This window comes from Rhodoblastus sp. 17X3 (assembly GCF_030056575.1).
Taxonomy (GTDB): domain Bacteria; phylum Pseudomonadota; class Alphaproteobacteria; order Rhizobiales; family Beijerinckiaceae; genus Rhodoblastus.
Map to the genome: position 1 here is coordinate 140,419 of NZ_JASHHX010000007.1, position 20,981 is coordinate 161,399.

Below are 20,981 nucleotides of genomic sequence, written 5' to 3' on the forward strand. Positions count from 1 at the left end.
CCAACTCATCCTATCGGCCCTTTGTAAGGGCCAATGGCGTCAGGCGCTGAAATCGCGCGCAAAAGCCGCGATGACGTCCGCCAGTTCGGGATCGGAGACCAGCGCCATGGCCTCGGCGACCGGGAACCATTGCGTCTCGCGCTCGTGCTGTTCCGGCCAGTGGCCGCGCTGGCGCGCGACGCGCAGCGAAAAGACCTCGACCCGGCACAGCTCCTCACCGCGCGAAAACCGCTTGGCGTAAGTGAAATGGCCGATCGGCTCGTCGGAGATGACGCCGAGCAGGCCCGCCTCCTCCATCGCCTCGATGGCCGCCGCCGCGGCGCCGCTGCGCCCGGCCATGGGCCATCCCTTCGGAATGATCCATCGTTTCGTCTCGCGCGACGAAACCAGCATGATCTCAAGACCATCGGCCACACGCCAGGGCAGCGCGGCAAATTGCAGCCGCTCCGTCCCGACCGCGACCGCTTTAAGGCTCTTGGCCGCTTTCCGAGCCTTTTTCCGACCCTTCGAGGTTTTTGCGATCATGGCTCCAGCCACCCCGCGCCAGCATAGGCCAGAGCCGCGATCAGTCCCGCCGCCGGCATGGTGAGGACCCAGGCGACGACGATATTCTGCGCCACGTTCCAGCGCACGGCCGAAACCCGGCGCGCCGCCCCGACCCCGACGATGGCGCCGGTGATCGTATGGGTCGTGGAGACGGGAATGCCGAGGCCCGTGGCGAGGAACAGGGTCATTGCGCCCCCCGTTTCAGCGCAGAAGCCCTGCATCGGCGTCAGCCGCGTGATCTTCGACCCCATCGTGTGGACGATGCGCCAACCGCCGAACAAGGTGCCGAGCGCCATGGCCGATTGGCAGGAGAGCACGACCCAGAGCGGCACATGAAAGGTTGCGCCGCCGGCGCCATGGGCGAACAGCAGGACCGCGATGACGCCCATGGTCTTCTGCGCGTCATTGCCGCCATGACCGAGCGAATAGAGCGAAGCCGACACGAATTGCAGGATGCGGAAGCTCGAATCCACCGCGATCGGCGTGACCCGGACGAAAATCCAGGAGACGGCCAGCATCAGCAGCAAAGCGAGATAAAAGCCGAGCAGCGGCGACAGGACGATGGCCGCGCCGGTCTTGCTCAGCCCGGCCCAGACGATGGCCGAGGTTCCCGCCTTGGCAAGACCAGCCCCGACCAGCCCGCCGATCAGCGCATGCGACGAGGAGGACGGGATGCCGACCAGCCAGGTGACGACATTCCAGACGATGGCGCCCGTCAGCGCGCCGAAAATCAGCCGGTCGTCGACGATATGAGCGTCCACAATGCCGCTGCCGACCGTATTGGCGACATGCAGGCCGAAAAAGGCGAAGGCGATGAAATTGAAGAAAGCCGCCCAGAACACGGCGTATTGCGGACGCAGCACCCGCGTCGAGACGATGGTGGCGATGGAATTGGCCGCGTCATGCAGGCCGTTCAGGAAATCGAACAGCAAGGCGACGGCGATGAGCGTGACGAGAACGACGGAGGCCCCATCCATCGGCTGTCCTCACAAATGTTCGAGAAGAATGCCGCTCATGCGGTTCGCCACGTTCTCGAAACAATCGACGACTTTTTCGAGATGGGAATAGACTTCCTTTCCGACGATGTAAGCCATCGGACGGTCATCCTTATGCGCCTGATAAAGTTCCTTCAGACCCTTCATGTAGAGGACGTCCGATTCTTCCTCCAGCCTGACGATATGCTCATTGGCCAGGTTGATCTTCTGCGCATTGGCGTTCATGGCGCGCAACAGCGGCATCGTGTCCAGCGCGATCCGCGCTGTCTCCACGATCAGATCGCCGATGTGGACCATGTTCGGATCGAATTCCGTGACGTCGAACAGGTCGATCGCCTTCACGGTCTGGCGCATCTGGTCGACGGCGTCGTCCATGTCGTTGATGAGGCCGTGAATGTCGCCGCGATCGAAGGGCGTGATGAAGCTGCGGCGCAGCGCGAGCAGGACCTCGCGCGAAACCTCGTCGGCGTCATTTTCGATGCGGATCACCGCCTCGCACAAGGCTGGAACCTTGTGGCCGCCGTCAAGCACGGCGCGCAAGGTCTGGGCGCCCTCGAGCGCGATCTTGGCGTGACGCTCGAAGAGGTCGAAAAACTTTTCCTCTTTCGGCATCAGGGCCTGGAGCCAACGAAGCATGCGCGCCTCCGCGGAAAATGACAGCTTGATGAATCTTTTGTGACAAGGCGTAGGTTCAGGAACTCAATATGTAAAGTGCGTGAATGTCCGAAATGATCCAGAACAAACCGGCGCACACGCGAATCGGCGCGGATCACGTCCTCCGACAGCGCTCCCGCGGTCGCCGCAAATCGTGCCACATTTTCCAGCATAGCTCCAGCGATCCGCGCAGACGGGGCGCAGCCCGTGAATCGCCGGGGCGAATCGCGCCTTTTGCCAGCGAGGCCCGCGCTTGAAAAGCGTTTGCGACGAATTACATCGAATAAGACGAGAAGCGCCGGCATGGCGCCGGTCGCACAATAAGGGAGGCGGCTATGGCTGGCCTCGCTGGCTTCAAAAACACGGGAACACGATTCCAGGACTACGCCAATTTCGTCCTCGGCGTGCTGCTCTTTATCTCGCCTTGGGCGCTTGGATACAGCGACCATGAGATGGCGGCGCGCACGGCCTGGACCGGCGGACTGATCATCGGCGTCCTGTCCTTCGCCGCGATTATAAAATTCGCGGAATGGGAGGAATGGGTCAATCTGCTGGTCGGACTGGCGGTCATGGCCTCGCCCTATGTCATCGGCTTCGGCAACGTCATGCACGCTGTACTGGCGCATTACGTTATCGGTGTGCTGGTCGTCCTTGCGGCCGCAACGGAGCTTTGGGCGGTTCACCACCCGCCGCACGCGCGGATGATGTAAATGCGGAACGATCGCCCGCGCCTCAATAGGCGCGCGCGATCAAAATTTCCTCGACCGCCGGGCGGCCGCTGAAGACGCAGGCGCCGGAAGCGGCGCCCTGTCCCACCGGGATGTTGCGCAGGGTCAGCTTCAGCGCCTTGAGCCGCGCTTCGACCGCCTCAAGCTCGGCGCCGGTCGGCCGCGCCCAGGGCGCGCGCACCCAGCCCTTGAAGCCGGATTTGGCGTCGTCGTCCTCCGAAGCGGCGCCGAAAAAAGCCGCGATAGCGTCGAAATCCTTCAGATCGGTCCGAATATTGGCGTCGAGCCGGCCCTTGGCCTCGGAGTAGAGATTGGCCTGAATTTCGGCGAGCAAGGCCGGCGCCTGGAGAAGAAAGTCAGTGCGGGCGAGGCCCTGCGAGATCACCTTGTCGCCATCGCGCAATCTGTCGCGGCGGATCAGGGTCACGTGGTCGGACGCCATGTCACGCGGGCCGACTTCGAGCAGGATCGGCGCACCGCGCCGCAGCCAGTCCCAGCGCTTGTTGGCGGAGCGGATCGGCTTCTTGTCGAGCTTTACGCGCAAGGGGTCGCCGAAAGCGGAAAGCTTGCAAATTTCCGCCTCCAGCTTCTCGCAATAGGCGAGCAGCTCGGCGTCCTCGGGCTTGTCGCGCAACATTGGCACGATCACGACCTGCCTGGGCGCGATTCGCGGGGGCAGCCGCAGGCCGTCGTCGTCGCCGTGGGTCATGATGACCCCGCCGATGAGACGCGTAGACACGCCCCATGACGTGGTGTGGCAATATTCCAGCTCGCCGGTGGCCGACTGGTAGCGGATGTTCTGCGCTTTGGCGAAATTGGTCCCGAGATAATGCGAGGTGCCGGCCTGCAAGGCCTTGCCGTCCTGCATCATGGCCTCGATCGAGAAGGTCGAATCGGCGCCGGGGAAGCGCTCGTTTTCCGGCTTCTCGCCAACCACGACCGGCATCGCCAGAATGTCTTCCGCCAGTTCGCGATAGACTTCGAGCATTTTCAGCGTCTCTTCGAGCGCGTCTTCCCTGGTGGCGTGGGCCGTATGGCCCTCCTGCCACAGGAATTCAGTGGTGCGCAGGAACATGCGGGTGCGCATTTCCCAGCGCACCACATTGGCCCATTGATTGATGAGGATCGGCAGATCGCGATAGGAGGCGACCCAGCGCCGGAAGGCGTCGCCGATGATCGTCTCCGAGGTCGGGCGCACCACCAGCGGTTCTTCCAGCTCGGACGTCGGATCGACCACCAGCTTGCCATCGACCGCCTTGAGCCGGTGATGGGTGACCACCGCCATTTCCTTGGCGAAGCCCTCCACATGGCTCGCCTCCTGGGCAATGAAGCTCATGGGGATGAACAGCGGGAAATAGCAGTTTTCGTGTCCGGTTTCCTTGATGCGCCTGTCGAGCGCGCTCTGGACCAGTTCCCAGATGCCCCAGCCCCACGGTTTGATAATCATGCAGCCGCGCACCGGCGAGGTTTCCGCGAGATCGGCCTGGTCGACCACGGCCTGATACCAATCGGGAAAATTCTCTTCGCGGGTGACGGGCAAAGCGCGCTTCATTTTTCAGGCCATTTCGACGATATCGGAGAGGCGTCACTACTGGACCGAAATCGCGCGCTTTGCAACGCCGCCGCCCGCCGAAGCGCGGACGAGCGGCCGTTCCCGTCAGCGGCCATCAATTTGAGGCGATCAATTCGCTCGGGTTCAGCGCTGGCTCTTCACGCCCACCGGCTTGCACCAGCGCAATTCGCGCGTTTCCATGACGATGCTTCCGGGGCGCAGGGCTTCCGGCGGCATTTCGCCCTTGACGCCGCTTTCCTGGCACCAGGCGAAATGGATCCGCGTCGGCAATTTGCAATAGATGCAGCGGGTGATCGGCATTGGTCGTCCTCAGTAAAACGTGTTGCACACGCCGGCCGGATCGTCGCCAATCCGGTTTACCCCTTGGTCCGCCTCCTCGCCCCGATTGCTTTTCGCGACCTGCTCATTCTTGGGCGATATTCTCATGCTTTCGTCCAAGCATGGATCATGCCAATGTCATGCTTAAAGCTCGGTTAACGACGCGCTGGAGCCCGCGCGCGAAAAGGCTTCCGGTCGCGCGGCAAACGGGCTATGACGCAAACACGCGGCTTGCGCGGAAAATCGGAACCCTTTCATGCTGTTTGGTCTGCTCGCTCTGGTCTTCGCCTCCGCTTTCGCCGGCGCCGCGCTTTATCTGAACCTCGTCGAGCAACCGGCCCGCCTCGCCCTCGACGACGCCTCCATGATTCGCGAATGGGCGCCGAGCGACCGGCGCGGCTTCGCGCTGCTTGGCGGCCTCGCTCTACTCGCGGCCCTGTCGGGCCTCGCCGCCTTCGGCCGCGCCTCGGACGTGCGCTTTCTGATCGGCGCGCTGCTGGCCCTGGCGAGCTGGCCCTATACCTATTTCGTCATCGTGCCGCTGAACAACAGGCTGCTTGCAGCCTCGCCGGCCCAGCCCGACGCGGACGCCCGCGAGATCGTCACCTTCTGGGGCCTGCTGGAATGGGGCCTGTTCGCCCTTGCCGCCGCCTCAACCGCGGTCTTCGCCTGGGCTTCGCTTTAGCCGCGCAGGCGCCGGGCCTTTATCATCCCGGCCAATCGCGCACCGGCGGCTTCAGGTTTGTTTGGACATCGTGAAGTAGCCATGCTGGACGCCATTAATGGTGACTGCGCCATTCATCGTGGATTTCATCGGCGTCAAAATCTCGAATTGCCGAACCCATCCGGGCGGATCGTCCGAGAAACTCCAGTCGATGCTTCCAGCCATCGTCCACCATTTCCCGCGATGAGGGCGCATTGAAGCGTCCATCCAGGAAACTTTTCCATTCGCTTCGAAAAGAAAATAACCGTTCCAATCGCCGATGACAGCGAGCCAAGTCCCCGGCAAATAGGATTGAAACGCATAATTGACAGCATCAGGCGGCGCTTCAGCGCCCGCGATGATCTTGCCGTCCAGCGCGATCTTGGCGTGAGGCGAAGTCTCGCTGGCCCAGGGCAAAGTCAGAACCTCTTTTTCACGCTGCCTCTGAATTTCGGGCAATCCTTCCGACGGCATATCGTAATTTGAATCGCGCATGCCCGGCTCTGTGCAGTACTCGCTTTTTCTATACTGCCTCATTGAAACACCAATGGTCGTAAATCCAACGACCCGGCGACCGGTAAACGCCCTGCTCGACAATTCGCAAAGAAAAGACGCGCCCTCATCTCCAGCAGCTGCTTGGCAACCCATAATCAGAACCGGGGCTCCGGCGTTCAGCAACCTGTTGATGAAGACCAAAGGCGAACTATATTTTCTCCAAAGTTCAGTGAAATTATATCCTTTCCCCGAACTGTCAGCGTCAATTTGACCGGGGGATCCATGGACGTTAATAGCAAGCCTGGAAATCCCACCTTCAACTTGTCCTGCGGCTTGCCCCAATTTTTCGCTCAGATCGCCAATAGTATTAAACATAAATCCTGCATCCCATCCGGCCTGACCGTGTTCGTTCCCTGCCGGATATTGCAAATTTGTCCCCCCGCCCAAAAGGCGCGCATCCGCGCAAACGCTGAGGGGAACGTTTTTGGAAAAGGCCCAGATCGCCGCCATTGTTCGACCTCGTTTTTGGCCTGCGCGTCCTTCGATAATTTGCGACAAAGGAATTCGTCTGAGACACCCGCTACCCGGATACGACAATACTATCGATATTCTTGAAAAATCATGTCCCGGCGAACGGCGAAAAGATTGCAGCTATGTATAATGGCGCCAATCGTAGATATCGCGCACGTTTGCGTCAAGGCAAAGATAAGCAGCCCGCAAGAAATCCGGCGTTTCTCCCCTCGGCCGAAACGGCTTGTATCGCAGAAAACGTTGACAGCAGCGCGCCGACGTCGGGATTATAAGCGCCGCATCCCTGGATGGCAGCCATGTTCGCCATGATTTTGAACCGCATCGGCGCGCCGCTCGAATGGACGGAGCGGCCTGATCCCCTGCCCGGCCCCGGCGAAATCCGCCTGAAGGTTTCCGCCTGCGGCGTCTGCCGCACCGATCTCCATGTCGTGGACGGCGAATTGCCGCATCCCCGCGTTCCGATCATTCCCGGCCATGAAATCGTCGGCCGGGTGGACCTGATCGGCCCGGGCGTCAGCGGATTCGAGATCGGCGAGCGCGTAGGCGTGCCCTGGCTCGGCCATACCTGCCAGGCCTGCGGCCCCTGCATCGGCGGCCATGAAAATCTCTGCGACCATCCAGAATTCACTGGTTTCACGCGGGACGGCGGCTATGCGACCATGACAATCGCCGACGCCCGCTTCGCCTTTCCTCTGGGCGAATCCGGCGAGGACTCCGCGCTCGCGCCCTTGCTCTGCGCCGGGCTGATCGGCTGGCGCGCCTTCAAGATCGCCGGGCGCAGCGCGGGCCGCATCGAGCGGCTCGGCCTCTATGGCTTCGGCGCAGCCGCGCATATTCTGGCGCAGGTCGCGGCGAAGCAGGGTCACCAGGTCTTCGCCTTCACCAGGACCGGCGATACAGGGACCCAAGACTTCGCGCGGAACATCGGCGCGGCCTGGGCGGGCGGCTCAGACGAGACGCCGCCGGAAAAGCTCGACGCCGCCATCATCTTCGCACCCGTAGGCGCGCTCGTCCCCGCCGCCCTGCGCGCCGTGCGCAAGGGCGGCGCGGTGGTCTGCGCCGGCATCCACATGAGCGACATTCCGAGCTTTCCCTATTCGATCCTGTGGGAGGAGCGGCAGCTCGTCTCGGTCGCCAATCTCACCCGCCGCGACGGCGTCGAATTCCTGCGCCTCGCACCGGAACTCGGCATCGAGACCACCACCAGGATCTACCGGCTCAAGGACGCCAATTCCGCGCTCGCCGACCTGCGCGCGGGCGCGTTCGACGGCGCCGCCGTGCTGGTTCCGTAACGCCGGAGAGCGAAAAATGGCGAGGGAAAAATGCGTGATCGACGCCCGGAAATTCCGGGTGAAAGAGGGCGACAAGGTCGATCTCGCGGACTGGCCCACGCTGGTCGATCCCGTCCATCGCTCCAGGGAGGATTACCACACGATCCTCGCAAATCATGTCGAGCGGCTGAGCGACCTCCAGCAAAAGCTCTACGCCCGCGACCGCGACTCGCTGCTGCTGATCTTCCAGGCCATGGATGCGGCGGGCAAGGACGGCGCGATCCGCCACGTCATGTCCGGCGTCAATCCGCAAGGCTGCCACGTGACGTCGTTCAAGCACCCGAGCGGCGTCGAACTGGAGCATGATTTCCTGTGGCGTACGACGCGCGAATTGCCCGAGCGCGGCATGATCGGCATTTTCAACCGCTCCTATTACGAGAGCGTCCTGATCCTGCGCGTCCATCCGCAATTGCTGTGCGCCGAAGGCTTCGATCCCAGCGAGGCTGACGGCGACTTCTGGCGCGAGCGCTATCGCTCGATCACGAATCTCGAACGCCATCTGGCCTCGAACAATGTCCATGTGCTGAAATTTTTCCTCCATCTCTCGAAAGAGGAGCAACGCAAACGCTTTCTCGCCCGCATCGACGAGCCGGAGAAGAACTGGAAGTTCTCGCAGGCCGACATAGAGGAGCGCGGCTACTGGGACGATTACCAGAAGGCCTATGCGAAATGCCTGTCCGCGACCAGCACCAAAGACGCTCCCTGGTTCGTCGTGCCGGCCGATGACAAATTATCGGCGCGGCTGATTGTCTCGCACATCGTTATGGGCCGGCTGGAATCGCTGAATCTCGCCTTCCCGAAGGTGTGCGAGGCGCGGCGCAAGGAATTGCAGGCGATCCGCGCCCAGTTGGGCGAATAACGCCATCGGCGCCTGAAAAGGACCGATCGCGTCGGAGCCGGCGGGCGCGGCAGAAGTTCAGTCCGGCAATTCATCGACCCAGACGCGAAATTCATGCAGGGTTTGCGGGCCGAAGAAATGAACCAGCGGCGTGTCGGCGGCGTCGCGGCCCTGCGCCATCAGGATCCGGCCGACGCGCGGCCCATTGTTACGCGGATCGAACGCCCACCAGCGGCCGCCGAGAAACACTTCCATCCAGGCGCAGAAATCCTGCTCTTCATAGGGCGGCGGCAGGCCGACGTCGCTGATATAGCCGCTGCAATAACGCGCCGGAATATTCAGCCCGCGCGCGAACGCTATGGCGAGATGCGTGAAGTCGCGGCAGACGCCCGTCCGTTTCTGATAGGCCTGATAGGCGGTAAGGGTCGGGTTGGCCTGATCGTAGCCGAAACGGATGTGCTGATGAACGAAATCGCAGATCGCCTGGACGCGCGCCCAGCCCGGCGGGAAGGAGCCGAACAGCCGCCAGGCTTCGTTCGAGAGCAGATCGGTCTCGCAATAGCGGCTGCCGAGCAAAAACTCCAGAGTATCCGCCGGCAGGTCCGCGATTTCGTGCTGGACCGCCTCGGTATTGACCGGATCGATCGTCCGCCTCGCATGAAACACGGCGTTCGATTTCATGCGGATCAGGCCGGGCGGCGCGACCAGGCGCGTGCAGAGATTGCCGAAGCCGTCGAGATAGGTCCGCTGCGGCAAGGCCGGCTCGGTGTGCAGATAATCCGGCTGGTCGAGTTGCGCGGCCTGGCGCTGATGGACGTTGAGCAGACAGATGATCGGCGTGACCGCCGAAATTTCATAGGCCATGTCATAGCCGATGCGAAGGCGCATTAAAAATCCTGACTTGAAGAGAAATTCCCGGAAACGAAATTCCCGACCCGCGAACTGAAATACGCCAGTCTTCAGGGCCGGCGACGCAACCGCGCGACGATATCCGTCACAATATTACGCGATCCAGGCAGTTTGAGCTAACGCAACCTTGTCGAAAATGCGATTCCGCTCGTTCAATTCAGCTTACAGACGCTTAAATCACTCAAAAACACAAGAAATAGCCAATGAATGCTCAAAAATGAGGCGGCGGAGCCATCTGGTCCGCCGCCCGGAAAGATCGAGACGCGCTGATCCTCAAGGGAATCAGGAATTGAGCTTCCAACCGCCGGCGGCGCGGCAAGCCGTTCCCTTGCCGATTTGCGGCCGTCCATTGATGTAAATCGTATGGCTGAGCTCGCGGCAATCGCCGGTCGCGGCGCCGGGCGCCACATAGCCATAGGCGCCGTCGTCGCCGCGCCAGGTCTTGCGTTCGCCGGAATTCAGCGCCGCGATTTCCGCATTATTGGCCGCGGTCCTGCTGACGGCGTCAAGGCTGCCGCCGAGCGAGCCGCTGGCCAGCCCCGTATAGGGCGGCGGCGGGGCCACAGCGGCGGCGGCCGCCGCCGGGGCGGTCGCCTCGGGCGTCGTGGTCGCGCAACCCGACAGGGACACGAGGAGCGCGCAGGCCAGGCCGGCGCGGGCCAGATTCATCACGGCAAACCTCCAGAACGATAGCGATCGTGAATTTGGCGGCATATTAGACGCCGCCTTCCCGCGGCGAAAGGCGAAAAGACACAAAAATCGTCGTGGGACGCCGCGCGTTCAGTCCTGCGGCAGCGCAGGCAGGACGAGAACGGCGCGCAACCCGCCGAGCGGCGAATCGCTCAGGTTCAGCTTGCCGCCATAGGCCCCCGCGAGATCGACCACGATGGACAGGCCCAGCCCCGAACCCGGCTTGCTCTCGTCGATCCGCCGTCCGCGCCGCAAAGCCTCGTCGCGCTGGTCCGCGGCGAGGCCAGGCCCGTCGTCGTCGATGGACAGTTCGAAGAAGACACGGTCGCTGCCGCTCGACGGCAAGGCCTCGGCGACGACCCGCACCTCGCTTTTCGCCCATTTGCAGGCGTTGTCGATGAGATTGCCGGCCATGTCGTCGAAATCCTGCTTTTCGCCCCGAAAGCGCAAATCCTCGGGACAATCCACGGCGAGGTCGATCGCCGGATAGATCTTGCCGAAAGCGCGCGCCATGGAGGCCAAAGCCTGCGCGGGATCGGCGGCGGCGCCGATCGCCCCGGCGCGGGTCGCGGCGCGGGCGCGATCGAGATAGAATTTCAACTGATCGCGCATCACCTCGGCCTGTTCGGCAACCTTGCGCGCCAGCGGCGTCTGCTCGGAATCGGCCTCATTGACGATGACGCTCAGCGGCGTTTTCAGCGCATGGGCGAGATTTCCGACCTGGATGCGCGCCCGTTCGACGATCTCGCGATTGGCGCCGATCAGCAGGTTCAACTCCTCGGCGAGCGGCGCGATCTCCTGCGGAAACTCGCCGGCCACGCCCTCGGCCTGTCCACGCCGCACGGCGACGACATCGCGGCGCAGCTGCCGCAGCGGGCGCAGGCCATAGCGCACCTGGAACGCCATGGCCGCGACCAGCAGCAACGCGAGCAGGAAGAAAGTGACGCCGATGTCGATTTCGAATTGTGCGACCTGCCCGTCTACGGTCAGGGTCGTCGCCGCGACCTGAACCAGAAAATGGCCCTGGTCGCCGGCGTTGATGACCCGCTCCAGCATCCGCAGCGGCTTGTTGTCTGGCCCCGCGATATTGCCGCGCCGCCGCCCCTCCTGCCCCGGCTCGGCGGCGGAGTCCGGCAGCCGCTGCAGGCGCGAGGCGAACAGGGAGCGCGAGGCGCGGATGTCGGTCGGGCTGACGTCGAGCCGGGTGATCTGCCAATACCAGCCCGAAAGCGGCAATTCGAATTGCGGCTCGGCGAGCTGGCCGGCGTCGGACGTGTCGTCATGGGGCGAAGCGATGTCGGCGACGAGAGCGCGCAGATAGACGCCCAGTTGCTCATCGAGCGCCGCCTCGGCCGTATCGCGGTACAGGGCTGTCAGGACCAGCCCCGCCACGGTGAGGATCACCACGCAGGCCGCCGCCGAGGAGACGAACAGCCGCGTCGCGATCGAGGTGGCGGCGAGTCGCCTCATGTCAGCGCGTCTGGGCGTGGTCCGGAGCCGCGCCCGGCTCCAGCATATAGCCCAGCCCGCGCACAGTCTGGAGCACATCCACGCCGAGCTTCTTGCGCAGCCGCCCGATAAAAACCTCGATCGTGTTCGAATCGCGATCGAAATCCTGATCGTAGAGATGTTCGACGATCTCGCTGCGCGAAACCACCCGCCCGGAATGATGCATCAGATAGGCCAGCAGGCGGTATTCATGCGAGGTCAGCTTGACCGGCGCGCCGGAGACCAGCACCCGGCCCGAACGGGTGTCGAGCGACACCGGGCCACAGGTCAGCTCGCTGCTGGCGTGGCCGGTGGCGCGACGCAGCAGCGCGCGCAGGCGGGCCAGAATTTCCTCCATGTGGAACGGCTTGGCGACATAATCGTCGGCGCCGGCGTCGAAGCCCTTCACCTTCTCGGACCAGCCGTCGCGGGCGGTCAGGATCAGCACCGGCATGGTCCGCTCGGCCTTGCGCCAGGCCGCGAGGACGGCGATGCCGTCCATCTTCGGCAGGCCGATGTCGAGGATCACCGCGTCATAAGGCTCGGTGTCGCCGAGGAAATGGCCCTCCTCGCCGTCGGTCGCGGCATCGACGGCGTAGCCCGCGTCTTCCAGCGCGGCGACCAGCTGGCGGTTGAGGTCCTTGTCGTCCTCTATCACGAGAAGGCGCAATTGATCATCCTTTCAGTGCGCGTTCAACGCGCCGACGACCTGGCCGGTCGCGGCGTTCATGTATACATGGATCAGCGCGCCGTCGCCGCGCAGCAGGCTGATGTCATAAATATCGAGATCGTTCCATCGGCATAATTTTCCCGCCAGCGCCTCGGCCTGGGTCATGGCGGAGGCCTTGCGCATCAAGGCGAACGGCTCGCGGAGGCCGGCGCTGGCCACGCGCTCGCGCGTCTCGGCGGGGGTATAGCATTTCCGCGGGCCGAAAGGCGGCGCGCCCGAGGGAGGCGCGCCAACTGGCGCGCCCGGCGGGGCGTTTGGCGGGCCATGCGGCGGCCCCGCACGCATGCCGGCGCGCTCATCGGGATAGTCGTCCGGCAGCGGTTCGGCGTCATAGACAGGCGGGCCGTCGTAGCGCGGGCCGGAAAAGCCGTGGCCCCAGAATCGCGGGCCGCCGAAACCCCAGCCGCCAAAGCGATAGCCATCGGCCCAAGCGGCGCCGGCGCCGAGGGTGGAGAGCAGCCCGCAAAGGCATAGGAGCGAAGCCAGCGCGCGGATTTTGGCCATGCGGCAGATTGACCGGGCGAGTCTGAATATGGCGTGAACCGCTGGCGCCGCTCGATTTTTCCTTCGGCCCTGCCGCCGCGAACATCAGAAGGCCGGAAAGCCGTCGCGGTTTAGCCGCAATGGCTTCGTTGAATGGCGTTGCCTGATGTCAGAAGCGCGCCGGCATTTTGCGCCGGAGCCGGCACAGGCCGACGGGGCTCTGCGCATGAATCCAATTTCCAATGATCAAGTTTCTCCGCCGCCCGGGCGTGTGAAGATCGCCGCCGTGCTGGCCGCCGGCGCCATTGCGCTGATGGCGCTCGACGCCGGGCTGGAATTGCGGCCCGCCCCCGCGCCCGCGCAAACCTCGGCCGCCCGCGCGTTTGCGCCGCCAGATCACGCAAAAGAGGCGTCCAGCGTGCGGAGCCTGGCCTATTATCCGGAACAGCTTGCCGCGCTGAGGAGCCTGTCGAGTTTCACGCCGGGTCCCGACTCCGGGCTTACCGATCCGTCCGCGTCCGCCAGCGCCGCGCATCCGTCAGCGCCCGCGCCCGACGCCCGGCCCCTTCGCCGCGCGGAGCCGGCCGCCAAAGCCTCCTCGCCGCTCGCGGCCCACGCGCCCGCCCCCATGGCGGCTTCCACGGCAGCGGAGCCGGCGACGGACCGTTCCGTGAAGCTCTTCGGCGTTGCGGTTCCCGGCGCGATGGAATTTGGCGACCGCGTCGCCGCCCTGCGGGAAAACGCCAGCCGCTGGAGCGAAACGGCCTGGGGCCTCGGCGGAAAGATCGCCGGCGTTTGGCGCTGAGCCGCCGGCGCTCTGGCGCGGAGGCGCCGCCCGCGCCCTTCGCTTCGGGCGCGAAAGCCTTGCCAGACAACTTGCCAGACAATCCGGCTTTATGCCACCAATGCGCCCTTCGCATAGCGTGAGCGGCGCATTTTTCGCCCGGCGCAATCGCGCGCCGGGGCAGAGGTGGGGTCTTGAACGGATTGAGAGCATTGCCCTTCGCCGCGATCGCCGCCCTGGCCCTCGGCCTGGCGGCGACCTTGGCGGCCCTGCAAGGCGATCCGCCTTTCGGCGCCGTCGAGATCGGGCCGTGGACGACCTGGCCGCGCGTTGGCGATTCCGAAATCGACCCCTACGCCCGCGCCGTTCTCGCCGCCAGCGGCGCCTTGCCGCTCGGCTCCGGCGAGGGCCTCGCCTTCATCGCCAAGACGGACGACTCTGGCGCGGCGCTGGACGCGCGCTGCGATTATCGCATTTCCGGCGGCGCCCCCTCCGCGCGTTTCTGGACGCTGGCCGCCTATGACGTCGATGGCCGGCTGAGGCCCAACGCCGCCAATCGCTATGGCCTGAGCTCGGCCACATTGCTGCGCGACTCCGGCGGCGGCTTCACCGTCGACGCCTCGCGCGACGCGCAGCCGGGCAATTGGCTCCCGCTCGGGGACAAGAGCCGCTTCATCCTCGTGATGCGCGCCTATCAACAGACAAGCAGCGCCGTCACCGGCGCCCTGGACGGGCTTGTCCTTCCCGGGATCACGCGGGAAGGCTGCTCATGAGCCCGCGCCTCTCGGCAGCCGACCGCGTCATCGGCTTGATCCCCTGGGTTGTCGCGGCCCTGTTCGGCGCCGTAGCGATCCACCTTCTGGCGGTGCTGTCGCTGCCCGCGCTCGCGCCCGGCGCATCGTTCCGCAAGCTCGCGCTGCCTCTCGCCCCCGGCGAAAAGGCGCTTCTGCCGCGCGCGGCCGCGGTCTCCGGCGGATCGGCCTTCGCCGATCCCTTCGCCGCGCTTGCCCTGTGTCGATTCGATCTTGCCCAGGGCCCGTTGCGCGTGCGCGCCTCAGCCGATGGCGATCATCCCGCCTCCGTTTCGGTCAGGTTGGCGGACGGCACGATCATCTATTCCGCAAATGACAAGCAGACGCCGAACGGGAAGTTCAATGTCCTCGTCGTGACCCAGGCGCAGGCCGATGCGCTGGATTCGGCGCAGGACAATACCGGCCAGACGGGCGCGTCTGGCGGTGGGGACGATGAATTGCGGCTGGTTTCCCCCAGCGCGAGAGGCTTCGTCCTGTTCCGGACGCTCAGCCTGCGCGCAGGCGATTATGAAGCGGCGGCGGCGGCGCGCGGCGGCTTCGCATGTTCGGTTGAGAAGCCTGCGCCCTGATGCGGCGCGCCGGAATGATCGCTCGGCGGAATCAGGCGCGCTTGCGGCGGCGCTGGCGGCGCGGCGCGGTTCCCGCGGGCGCGCGGCTCTGCGGTCCGCTTGTCCCATCCTCATGGCGCTCGTAGCGGACGCCCATGAAAAACAGGATCTCCGCCGGACCTTGCGGAGAAACAGTCGCGGCGCGCGGCCTCGATTCAATGCGGAATGGCAGGATCTCGCCCATGGCTCTCGCCCTCGCCCGGCGGCCCCGAATCGCTCGGGCGCCCAACCGTGAAAAATGAAATAGCGCATTTGTTAAAATTTCGGACATCCGATGTCCTGCCCTCATTAATCCTTTGCGATGGTTAATGATGTGTCAATAAAGCTTGGCTAGGGTCCCTTTATCCGAACTTTTTCCGGGCCCTTGTCATGCCGACCGACATTTACGCCCGCCTGCGCGATCTCGCGGCCTCGGCGGAAGCCAAACCGAGCGAAATGCGGCCGGTGCTTCTGCGCGTCACCACCGATCTCTTCGCCTTGCAGCCCCAGCATTCGCCGGAGGAAATCCGTCTCTACGAAGAAATGGCGGGCAGGCTGATCGATGCCGCCGACGAGGCCACGCTGGCCCTGGTCGCCCGCAAGCTGGCGCGCTGCGCCGACTCGCCAGCCTCCCTCCTCGCCCGGATCAAGGCGCGCGGCGGCGAGGCGGCGCGCGAGATCTTTCTCGCCGACCCGCAGGTCGAATGGAGGGAGTTGCGCCATGTCGCCGCCAGCGGACCCTGCGACCAGGCCAGCGCGGTCGCTGCTCGCAGCGATCTCGACCGCGAGATCGTCCGGCTGCTCGCCGCGCGGCCCGAACGCGAGATCGCCCGCGCGCTCGCCGGCAATTCGCTTGCCCCGCTCACGAACGAGAGCCTGCGCCAACTCGCCCTGCGCGGACGCGACGATCCCGCGCTCGCGCGCGCCCTGCTCGACCGCTGCGCGCTCACGCTCGACTGCCTGCCGCTCTATCTTTCGGCCAATGCAGGAGAGCGCGCGAAACTCCTCGCCCTTGCGCTCGAAGCCGGGCTTGGCCAGACCGGCCGGCTCGCCAGCGAAGGTCTGGACGAAGAGACGACTGCGCGCATTGAGGCGGCGGCGCTGCGCCAGAAGCGCGCGACCTTCGCCCTGCTTCTCGCCGACCTGCTCAAATGCGATTCGCTCTGCGCGCGGCGCATCGTCAAGGACGAGAGCGGCGACGCGCTGACTCTGGCTTTCATCGCCATCGGTCTGCCGCAGGAAGCCGCTGCGCGAATTTTCCTGATCGCGTTTCCCAGGGTCGCGCTGTCGTCGGAACTGTTCGGCCGGAACATGAACTTGTTCCGCTTGCCGCGCCGGGTCGCGTCGCGGATCATCGAGGCGGCGACCGGCAGCCAGCGCATCGAGCGCCAGCGTTTCGAGCGCTCAGTTTCCAACACTCCGGTTTCCAAGACTTCAGTTTCCAAGACTCCGGTTTCCACTCCGGCGAATGTCGCGTCGCAAACGCAAAACGCCGAACGCGGCGCCTCTGCGCCACAGCGCGACCTGAGGAAGAACGGCGCCGCCTGACGACTGCGCGCGTCAGACCAGATCCAGCGTCACGCGGCCCGCGCGATCCTCGACCTCGACGATCCACAGATCGGGATCGAAGCCGGTTTCCCTTGCGAGCTTCGCCTCGACGTCGGCGCTGGCGATCCATTCGTCGCGGTGGGCGCGGAGAAACAGCCGCGCGACATCCTCGCGCGCCTCACTCTGCGGCGCGGGCGCGAAAAGGGCGGCGGTTCCATCGAGGCGGTCGATTTTGACGAAAATGGCGCCGGCTTCCGCCGCGCCGCGCCGACGCAGGAAGACCGGGACATTTTCAGAGGCGCAACGGCGCAAAAAGGCCGCGACCCAGATATCGGTGCGTAGGCGCATGGGCGCATCATAGCGGCCGCGGCGCGGCGCGCCAGCCCAATCCCCCGGTTGGCCCAGACCGCTCGTCTGGCGGCCCTCGCCCAGCAATTTCTTTTCTGGCAATGAAATCCGCGTCATCCCGATGTCGCCGTGATCTCGACCGGCCTGTCATCTGCCGCATGGGTAGTTTTCGAGGCTGCCGCCGGATGGGATTTGGCGCGAAGCCGTCCCTTCGCTGCATGGAGCGCGCCACATCAACATCGATGCCGCCACGCCCTGGGTAGTTGGCCACGGCGCCGGCCCCGGCGGCGCCCGGTGATGGATTCGCTAGCGTCCAAAGATTTTCACCAGCCCGGAACCGCGAGAAGAAGAGCCACGAATGCAGCGCGACAACGAACCAGACATGCCGGAAATCAACACGGGCAAGGTCTGCTTCATCGTGGTCAAGGCGCTCGAACTCCTGTCGGAGGACGAAGGCGTCAGGCCCGATGCGTCCTATCCGTCCGACGATGGCTCGACCATCACCCTGACCGACACCGCCAACAGGCCTGTCCGGCAGGAATTGCGACAATTCATCGACGCCCTCGACGCTGACGAACTGGACGCCCTCGTCGCGCTCGTCTCGATTGGGCGCGGCGATTTCGAGCCTGCGGAATGGCGGGCGGCGGTTGCCGAAGCCGGACGGCGACGGGAGACGATTTCAGCAGGCTATCTGTTTGGGACGCCGCTGCTGCCGAACTATCTCGAGGACACGCTTTCAGCCTTCGACCGCTCCTGCGGAGAATTCGGAGCTTCTTGACGGCCCGAACAAGGCGACGCTGCGACCCGCTGCTTATTTCCGCGACGAAGCCGAAGGCGCGACATGATCCTGGCCCATGGCCGCAATTGCCGCGCCGGCAAAAGCTGTCGTAGAAAGCGCCATTACGCCACGGTTACCGCGGACGCGGCCATCGCCACAGACAATGCCGGCGAGCGTCGGGGATCCGGCCTGCCCGCAAGATGGGCGGCGATGAGCGCCAGCCGTTCAGGCAAGCCTCGACCTCTGATTGATCCGGGAAAGAGGGCCCTCGACCTCAATCGACCGGGAGTCCGGCGCGCGCGGACAGCATCCGGCGGGTCTTGGCGTTGAGTTCGCCCGTGACCGGGAGATGATTGTCATGCTGGAAGGCTTCGACCGCCTTGCGCGTCGCCGCGCCATATTCGCCATCGGGCTTCACCGGCGAGCCAAGTTTCTGCAGCGCGCGCTGCGCGGCGGCCACGCTCTTGCCTGATGCTTCCGACGTCGCGACGCCATTGCCGGCGATCAGGGCGCCGATCGCGTCGCGGATCTTCCTGACAGGCGCCGCGGCGGGCGGCGCAGCGGCGGCGCTGGCTGGCGCGGCGCCGGGCTGGTCGTCGACGGCGGGCGGCGAAAACGCCGCGCCCTGGGCGGGATTGACCGGCTGTAGCGGCGCGCTCGGAATCCGCTCCGTCAGCAGGGCGTCGATCGAGGACGGACGGACCGGCGGCCTCGGCGCCCTCGGCGGCTCAATCTTCACGGTCGAGCCGAACAGCGGCGCGGGATGGCGGCCATGCTGCAGGAACATGGCGTTGACGGCGATGCCGCCCAGAAGTGCGCAAAGCAGGCCGGCGGCGAGCGCCGGCGTGCGATAGCGCCACAAAGCGGCGATCCGCGACGGATGCGCCTCGGCGGCGGCCTTCTGCCCCTTGCCGCGCTTGCGGGCGCTGGGCCGCCGCGGTTCCAGGGCGACGAAATCGAAATCGGAAGCGGCGGCGATTTCACGCAATTTTCTTCACCGTGTCATTGGGGCGGGTGGCGTCGGACGCCGCGAGCGGGCGACCGCGCCGCGCCAGGGTTTCAATTTTCACATAATTGCCAGCGTGTTTGCGTCCCTCGCGGCAGTCGAGCGGCAGCCGCACGGTGACGCAGGCCCCTTCCGTGGGCGCGCTCTCGAAGGTCATCGACCCGCCATGCAGGCCGACAAGGCCTCGCACGATGGACAGGCCCAGCCCCGCGCCCTCATAGGGACGGTCATAGGTCGACTTGGCCTGGAAGAAGGGATCGCCGAGGCGGTCGAGATCGGCCTGGGTCACGCCGATGCCGGTATCGGACACGGCGATTTCGACGAAGGCCCCGTCGGCGCGGACCTGAACCGCGACGCAGCCGCCCTCCTGCGTGAATTTGATCGCATTCGACAGCAGGTTGAGCAAAATCTGCTTGCAGGCGCGCTTGTCCGCGACGATCTCGCCGACCTGCGGGAGGCAGGAACGGGTCAGCGCGATCTTTTTTTCCGCCGCCCTCAGCTTCACGACGTCGCAGCAGAAATCGATCAGGCCGGCGATGTCGAAATGTTCCGGCTCGATCTCGAAATTGCCGGTCTCGATCTTCGACACGTCCAGAATGGTGTTGACCAGGCTGAGGAGATGCTGTCCGGACTGGTGGATGATGCCGGCATATTCGCGCTGGCGCGCCGGATCCTTCGGCGCCATCGCCGGATTGTTCAGCATTTCCGAAAAGCCGATGATGGCGTTCAGGGGCGTGCGCAGCTCATGGCTGACATTGGCGAGGAAACGCTCGCGCCAGGCGTTGGCCAGTTCGCTCTCCTGGCGCGCTTCCTGCGCCAGCGCATGGGCGTCCTTCATCGGAGTGACGTCGCGCAGGATCGCCATGACGGCGCCCTCGGCGGCGCGCGAGCGATGCGCGCGCATATCGACCCAGATATAGCGCGGCGCGGCGTGCTCGTCCTCGTGCCCGGCTTCCCGCTCGACCCGCAGGCGGAACTCCGCCTGGGAAATCTGATCGCCGAGCCGGCCTTCGGATACGGCCTTCAGGAAGGCGGGACGGTCGGCGACGAGAATGCGCTCGAACAGGCCCCGGCCGAGAAGATCGCGGCGCGCGGGGCGGAAGGCGTTCGCCGGATCGGTGATGAAATCGACCACCGCGCCGGTGCGGTCAAGCTGGACCACGAGATCGCCGACGGTTTCGGTCAGTTCCCGATAGGCCGCGATGCTGGCCCGCGCGTTGCGGTCGCGCATCTCGCCCATGCGCGCGCTCCAGGCGGCCAGAAGCCCGCCATACATCATGGCGGAAACGACTGTCGCGAGATCAACATAGGCGCCGCTTTCGCCTTGGGGCGAGAGCACGCCGAAATAGGCGGCGGCGATCATCGCCAGCATGGCCGCGAGGGAGGCGACCGCGCCCACATTGGCGAAGCGCGGCATGTCGCCCAGCGCCGCTTCGAGCGGGCCGAGCAGGAAGCACGCGACCGCCCCGATCGTGATCGCCCCGTTGGCGAGCGTCAGCACGACGCCAAGCAGCAGGGTCGCGCCGACGCAGACGGCCTGCGCGATGTCGAAACGGCCATAGCGATGGAGAGCGTAGACGCCAACCAGCGGCGCCAGCAGAAAGGCGAAAGCCACAACGTCCCAGCTGCTCGGAGCGCCGCGGACAAGCAGGAACACCGGCGCAAGCGCCATGAAGGGCATGGTGAGGGCCAGGCGCAGCGAAATGAAATGATTGCGGCGCCAGCGCTCGAATTCACCAAGCTGCGCGGCGGAAGCCGCCAGCGCAGGCCTTTGCACATCACCGTGCGACATGGGCCTCTACTCGATACCAACCATGCGCCAGAAGACGCATTTCATCGAACCAATTTGCGCCTCGCCCGTTAAGTGACCTCTAAGACGCAGGCAAATCATTCGGCTCTCGAAAGCATTATTGTCCGGTTATGGTTTCAGCTTGGTTTCCATCGTGTCGCCAAAGATTTAAATTTGGCTAAAAGCATGGCGCCGCATTTGACCGAATGTTTTGATCCAATTGCGACGCGCGCCTGCTAGGCTTTTTTCAGACGGCCCTCCCGCCACGAACATTGGCGACGGGATGGCGATCATTCTGAAAACAGCGGCATGCGCCG

General features: G+C 64.8%; 24 protein-coding genes. 9 read left to right on the forward strand and 15 right to left on the reverse strand.

Translation table 11 applies throughout. The annotated features are described in order from the left end of the window. Window positions 1-39 precede the first annotated feature (39 nt). From QM467_RS09220 to QM467_RS09230, 3 genes are read right to left on the reverse strand one after another with little or no spacing between them, the layout of a single operon-like run. Complete coding sequence (locus tag QM467_RS09220) at window positions 40-525, reverse strand: NUDIX hydrolase (protein WP_283366015.1); 486 nt, start codon at window positions 523-525, stop codon at window positions 40-42. Further along, window positions 522-1,523: an inorganic phosphate transporter gene (locus QM467_RS09225; protein ID WP_283366016.1), complete on the reverse strand. Its 1,002-nt coding sequence runs from the start codon at window positions 1,521-1,523 to the stop codon at window positions 522-524. Before QM467_RS09225 ends, QM467_RS09220 begins: the two co-directional genes overlap by 4 nt. A 9-nt stretch (window positions 1,524-1,532) precedes the next feature. Then, window positions 1,533-2,177, reverse strand: coding sequence for a DUF47 domain-containing protein (locus tag QM467_RS09230; RefSeq protein ID WP_283366017.1), 645 nt, complete (start codon window positions 2,175-2,177; stop codon window positions 1,533-1,535). 353 nt (window positions 2,178-2,530) lie between these two features. On the opposite strand from QM467_RS09230, the gene QM467_RS09235 reads away from it, so the two are divergent. Next, entirely contained in the window at window positions 2,531-2,905 is a 375-nt protein-coding gene (locus QM467_RS09235) for an SPW repeat protein (RefSeq protein ID WP_283366018.1), read from the forward strand. A gap of 22 nt (window positions 2,906-2,927) precedes the next feature. Here QM467_RS09235 and proS read toward each other — a convergent pair whose 3' ends face one another. Beyond that, complete coding sequence (gene proS / locus QM467_RS09240; RefSeq protein WP_283366019.1) at window positions 2,928-4,475, reverse strand: proline--tRNA ligase; 1,548 nt, start codon at window positions 4,473-4,475, stop codon at window positions 2,928-2,930. A 144-nt stretch (window positions 4,476-4,619) separates the two neighbouring features. Then, a complete protein-coding gene (locus QM467_RS09245; RefSeq protein WP_283366020.1) occupies window positions 4,620-4,796 on the reverse strand; it encodes a hypothetical protein in 177 nt (58 codons plus the stop codon). A 274-nt stretch (window positions 4,797-5,070) separates the two neighbouring features. On the opposite strand from QM467_RS09245, the gene QM467_RS09250 reads away from it, so the two are divergent. Beyond that, window positions 5,071-5,499, forward strand: coding sequence for a DUF1772 domain-containing protein (locus tag QM467_RS09250; protein WP_283366021.1), 429 nt, complete (start codon window positions 5,071-5,073; stop codon window positions 5,497-5,499). Between the two features lie 51 nt (window positions 5,500-5,550). Here QM467_RS09250 and QM467_RS09255 read toward each other — a convergent pair whose 3' ends face one another. Then, window positions 5,551-6,522, reverse strand: coding sequence for a DUF4347 domain-containing protein (locus QM467_RS09255; protein ID WP_283366022.1), 972 nt, complete (start codon window positions 6,520-6,522; stop codon window positions 5,551-5,553). Window positions 6,523-6,839: 317 nt separating this feature from the next. Here QM467_RS09255 and QM467_RS09260 point away from each other — a divergent pair, with 317 nt between their 5' ends. Both QM467_RS09260 and QM467_RS09265 read left to right on the forward strand, forming a co-directional pair. Then, complete coding sequence (locus QM467_RS09260; RefSeq protein WP_283366023.1) at window positions 6,840-7,835, forward strand: zinc-dependent alcohol dehydrogenase family protein; 996 nt, start codon at window positions 6,840-6,842, stop codon at window positions 7,833-7,835. A gap of 16 nt (window positions 7,836-7,851) precedes the next feature. Then, entirely contained in the window at window positions 7,852-8,733 is an 882-nt protein-coding gene (locus QM467_RS09265; RefSeq protein WP_283366024.1) for an ADP-polyphosphate phosphotransferase, read from the forward strand. 57 nt (window positions 8,734-8,790) lie between these two features. Here the strand turns inward: QM467_RS09265 and QM467_RS09270 are convergent, their stop codons facing one another. The 5 genes from QM467_RS09270 to QM467_RS09290 all read right to left on the reverse strand — a co-directional run bounded on the left by QM467_RS09270 (window position 8,791) and on the right by QM467_RS09290 (window position 13,033). Next, window positions 8,791-9,600 carry a transglutaminase-like domain-containing protein gene (locus QM467_RS09270; protein ID WP_283366025.1) on the reverse strand — a complete coding sequence of 270 codons (810 nt, stop codon included), beginning with the start codon at window positions 9,598-9,600 and terminating at the stop codon, window positions 8,791-8,793. 303 nt (window positions 9,601-9,903) lie between these two features. Next, complete coding sequence (locus QM467_RS09275) at window positions 9,904-10,293, reverse strand: hypothetical protein (protein ID WP_446737754.1); 390 nt, start codon at window positions 10,291-10,293, stop codon at window positions 9,904-9,906. A gap of 108 nt (window positions 10,294-10,401) precedes the next feature. After that, window positions 10,402-11,781 carry a sensor histidine kinase gene (locus QM467_RS09280; RefSeq protein ID WP_283366026.1) on the reverse strand — a complete coding sequence of 460 codons (1,380 nt, stop codon included), beginning with the start codon at window positions 11,779-11,781 and terminating at the stop codon, window positions 10,402-10,404. A 1-nt stretch (window position 11,782) separates the two neighbouring features. After that, entirely contained in the window at window positions 11,783-12,469 is a 687-nt protein-coding gene (locus QM467_RS09285; RefSeq protein ID WP_283366027.1) for a response regulator transcription factor, read from the reverse strand. Window positions 12,470-12,481: 12 nt separating this feature from the next. After that, the gene (locus QM467_RS09290; protein WP_283366028.1) at window positions 12,482-13,033 is read right to left on the reverse strand and encodes a PepSY domain-containing protein; all 552 of its coding nucleotides are present in this window, start codon (window positions 13,031-13,033) and stop codon (window positions 12,482-12,484) included. 205 nt (window positions 13,034-13,238) lie between these two features. Here QM467_RS09290 and QM467_RS09295 point away from each other — a divergent pair, with 205 nt between their 5' ends. From QM467_RS09295 to QM467_RS09305, 3 genes are all read left to right on the forward strand, one after another. Next, window positions 13,239-13,817, forward strand: coding sequence for a hypothetical protein (locus QM467_RS09295; protein ID WP_283366029.1), 579 nt, complete (start codon window positions 13,239-13,241; stop codon window positions 13,815-13,817). A gap of 173 nt (window positions 13,818-13,990) precedes the next feature. Beyond that, the gene (locus tag QM467_RS09300) at window positions 13,991-14,569 is read left to right on the forward strand and encodes a DUF1214 domain-containing protein (RefSeq protein ID WP_283366030.1); all 579 of its coding nucleotides are present in this window, start codon (window positions 13,991-13,993) and stop codon (window positions 14,567-14,569) included. Then, complete coding sequence (locus tag QM467_RS09305) at window positions 14,566-15,177, forward strand: hypothetical protein (protein ID WP_283366031.1); 612 nt, start codon at window positions 14,566-14,568, stop codon at window positions 15,175-15,177. Before QM467_RS09300 ends, QM467_RS09305 begins: the two co-directional genes overlap by 4 nt. A 31-nt stretch (window positions 15,178-15,208) precedes the next feature. On the opposite strand, the gene QM467_RS09310 is transcribed toward QM467_RS09305, so the two are convergent. Beyond that, window positions 15,209-15,400, reverse strand: a complete 192-nt coding sequence (locus tag QM467_RS09310) for a hypothetical protein (protein ID WP_283366032.1) — start codon at window positions 15,398-15,400, stop codon at window positions 15,209-15,211. Between the two features lie 185 nt (window positions 15,401-15,585). Here QM467_RS09310 and QM467_RS09315 point away from each other — a divergent pair, with 185 nt between their 5' ends. After that, window positions 15,586-16,743 carry a DUF2336 domain-containing protein gene (locus tag QM467_RS09315; protein ID WP_283366033.1) on the forward strand — a complete coding sequence of 386 codons (1,158 nt, stop codon included), beginning with the start codon at window positions 15,586-15,588 and terminating at the stop codon, window positions 16,741-16,743. A gap of 12 nt (window positions 16,744-16,755) precedes the next feature. Here QM467_RS09315 and QM467_RS09320 read toward each other — a convergent pair whose 3' ends face one another. After that, a complete protein-coding gene (locus QM467_RS09320) occupies window positions 16,756-17,091 on the reverse strand; it encodes a DUF1491 family protein (protein WP_283366034.1) in 336 nt (111 codons plus the stop codon). A 358-nt stretch (window positions 17,092-17,449) separates the two neighbouring features. Between QM467_RS09320 and QM467_RS09325 the strand changes: the two genes are divergently transcribed. Then, window positions 17,450-17,869 (forward strand): DUF3775 domain-containing protein, encoded by a 420-nt coding sequence (locus QM467_RS09325; protein ID WP_283366035.1) that lies wholly within the window; start codon window positions 17,450-17,452, stop codon window positions 17,867-17,869. Window positions 17,870-18,143: 274 nt separating this feature from the next. Here QM467_RS09325 and QM467_RS09330 read toward each other — a convergent pair whose 3' ends face one another. Next, window positions 18,144-18,857, reverse strand: a complete 714-nt coding sequence (locus QM467_RS09330) for a peptidoglycan-binding domain-containing protein (protein ID WP_283366036.1) — start codon at window positions 18,855-18,857, stop codon at window positions 18,144-18,146. Continuing rightward, entirely contained in the window at window positions 18,850-20,667 is a 1,818-nt protein-coding gene (locus tag QM467_RS09335; protein WP_283366037.1) for a sensor histidine kinase, read from the reverse strand. Before QM467_RS09335 ends, QM467_RS09330 begins: the two co-directional genes overlap by 8 nt. Window positions 20,668-20,981: the final 314 nt, after the last annotated feature.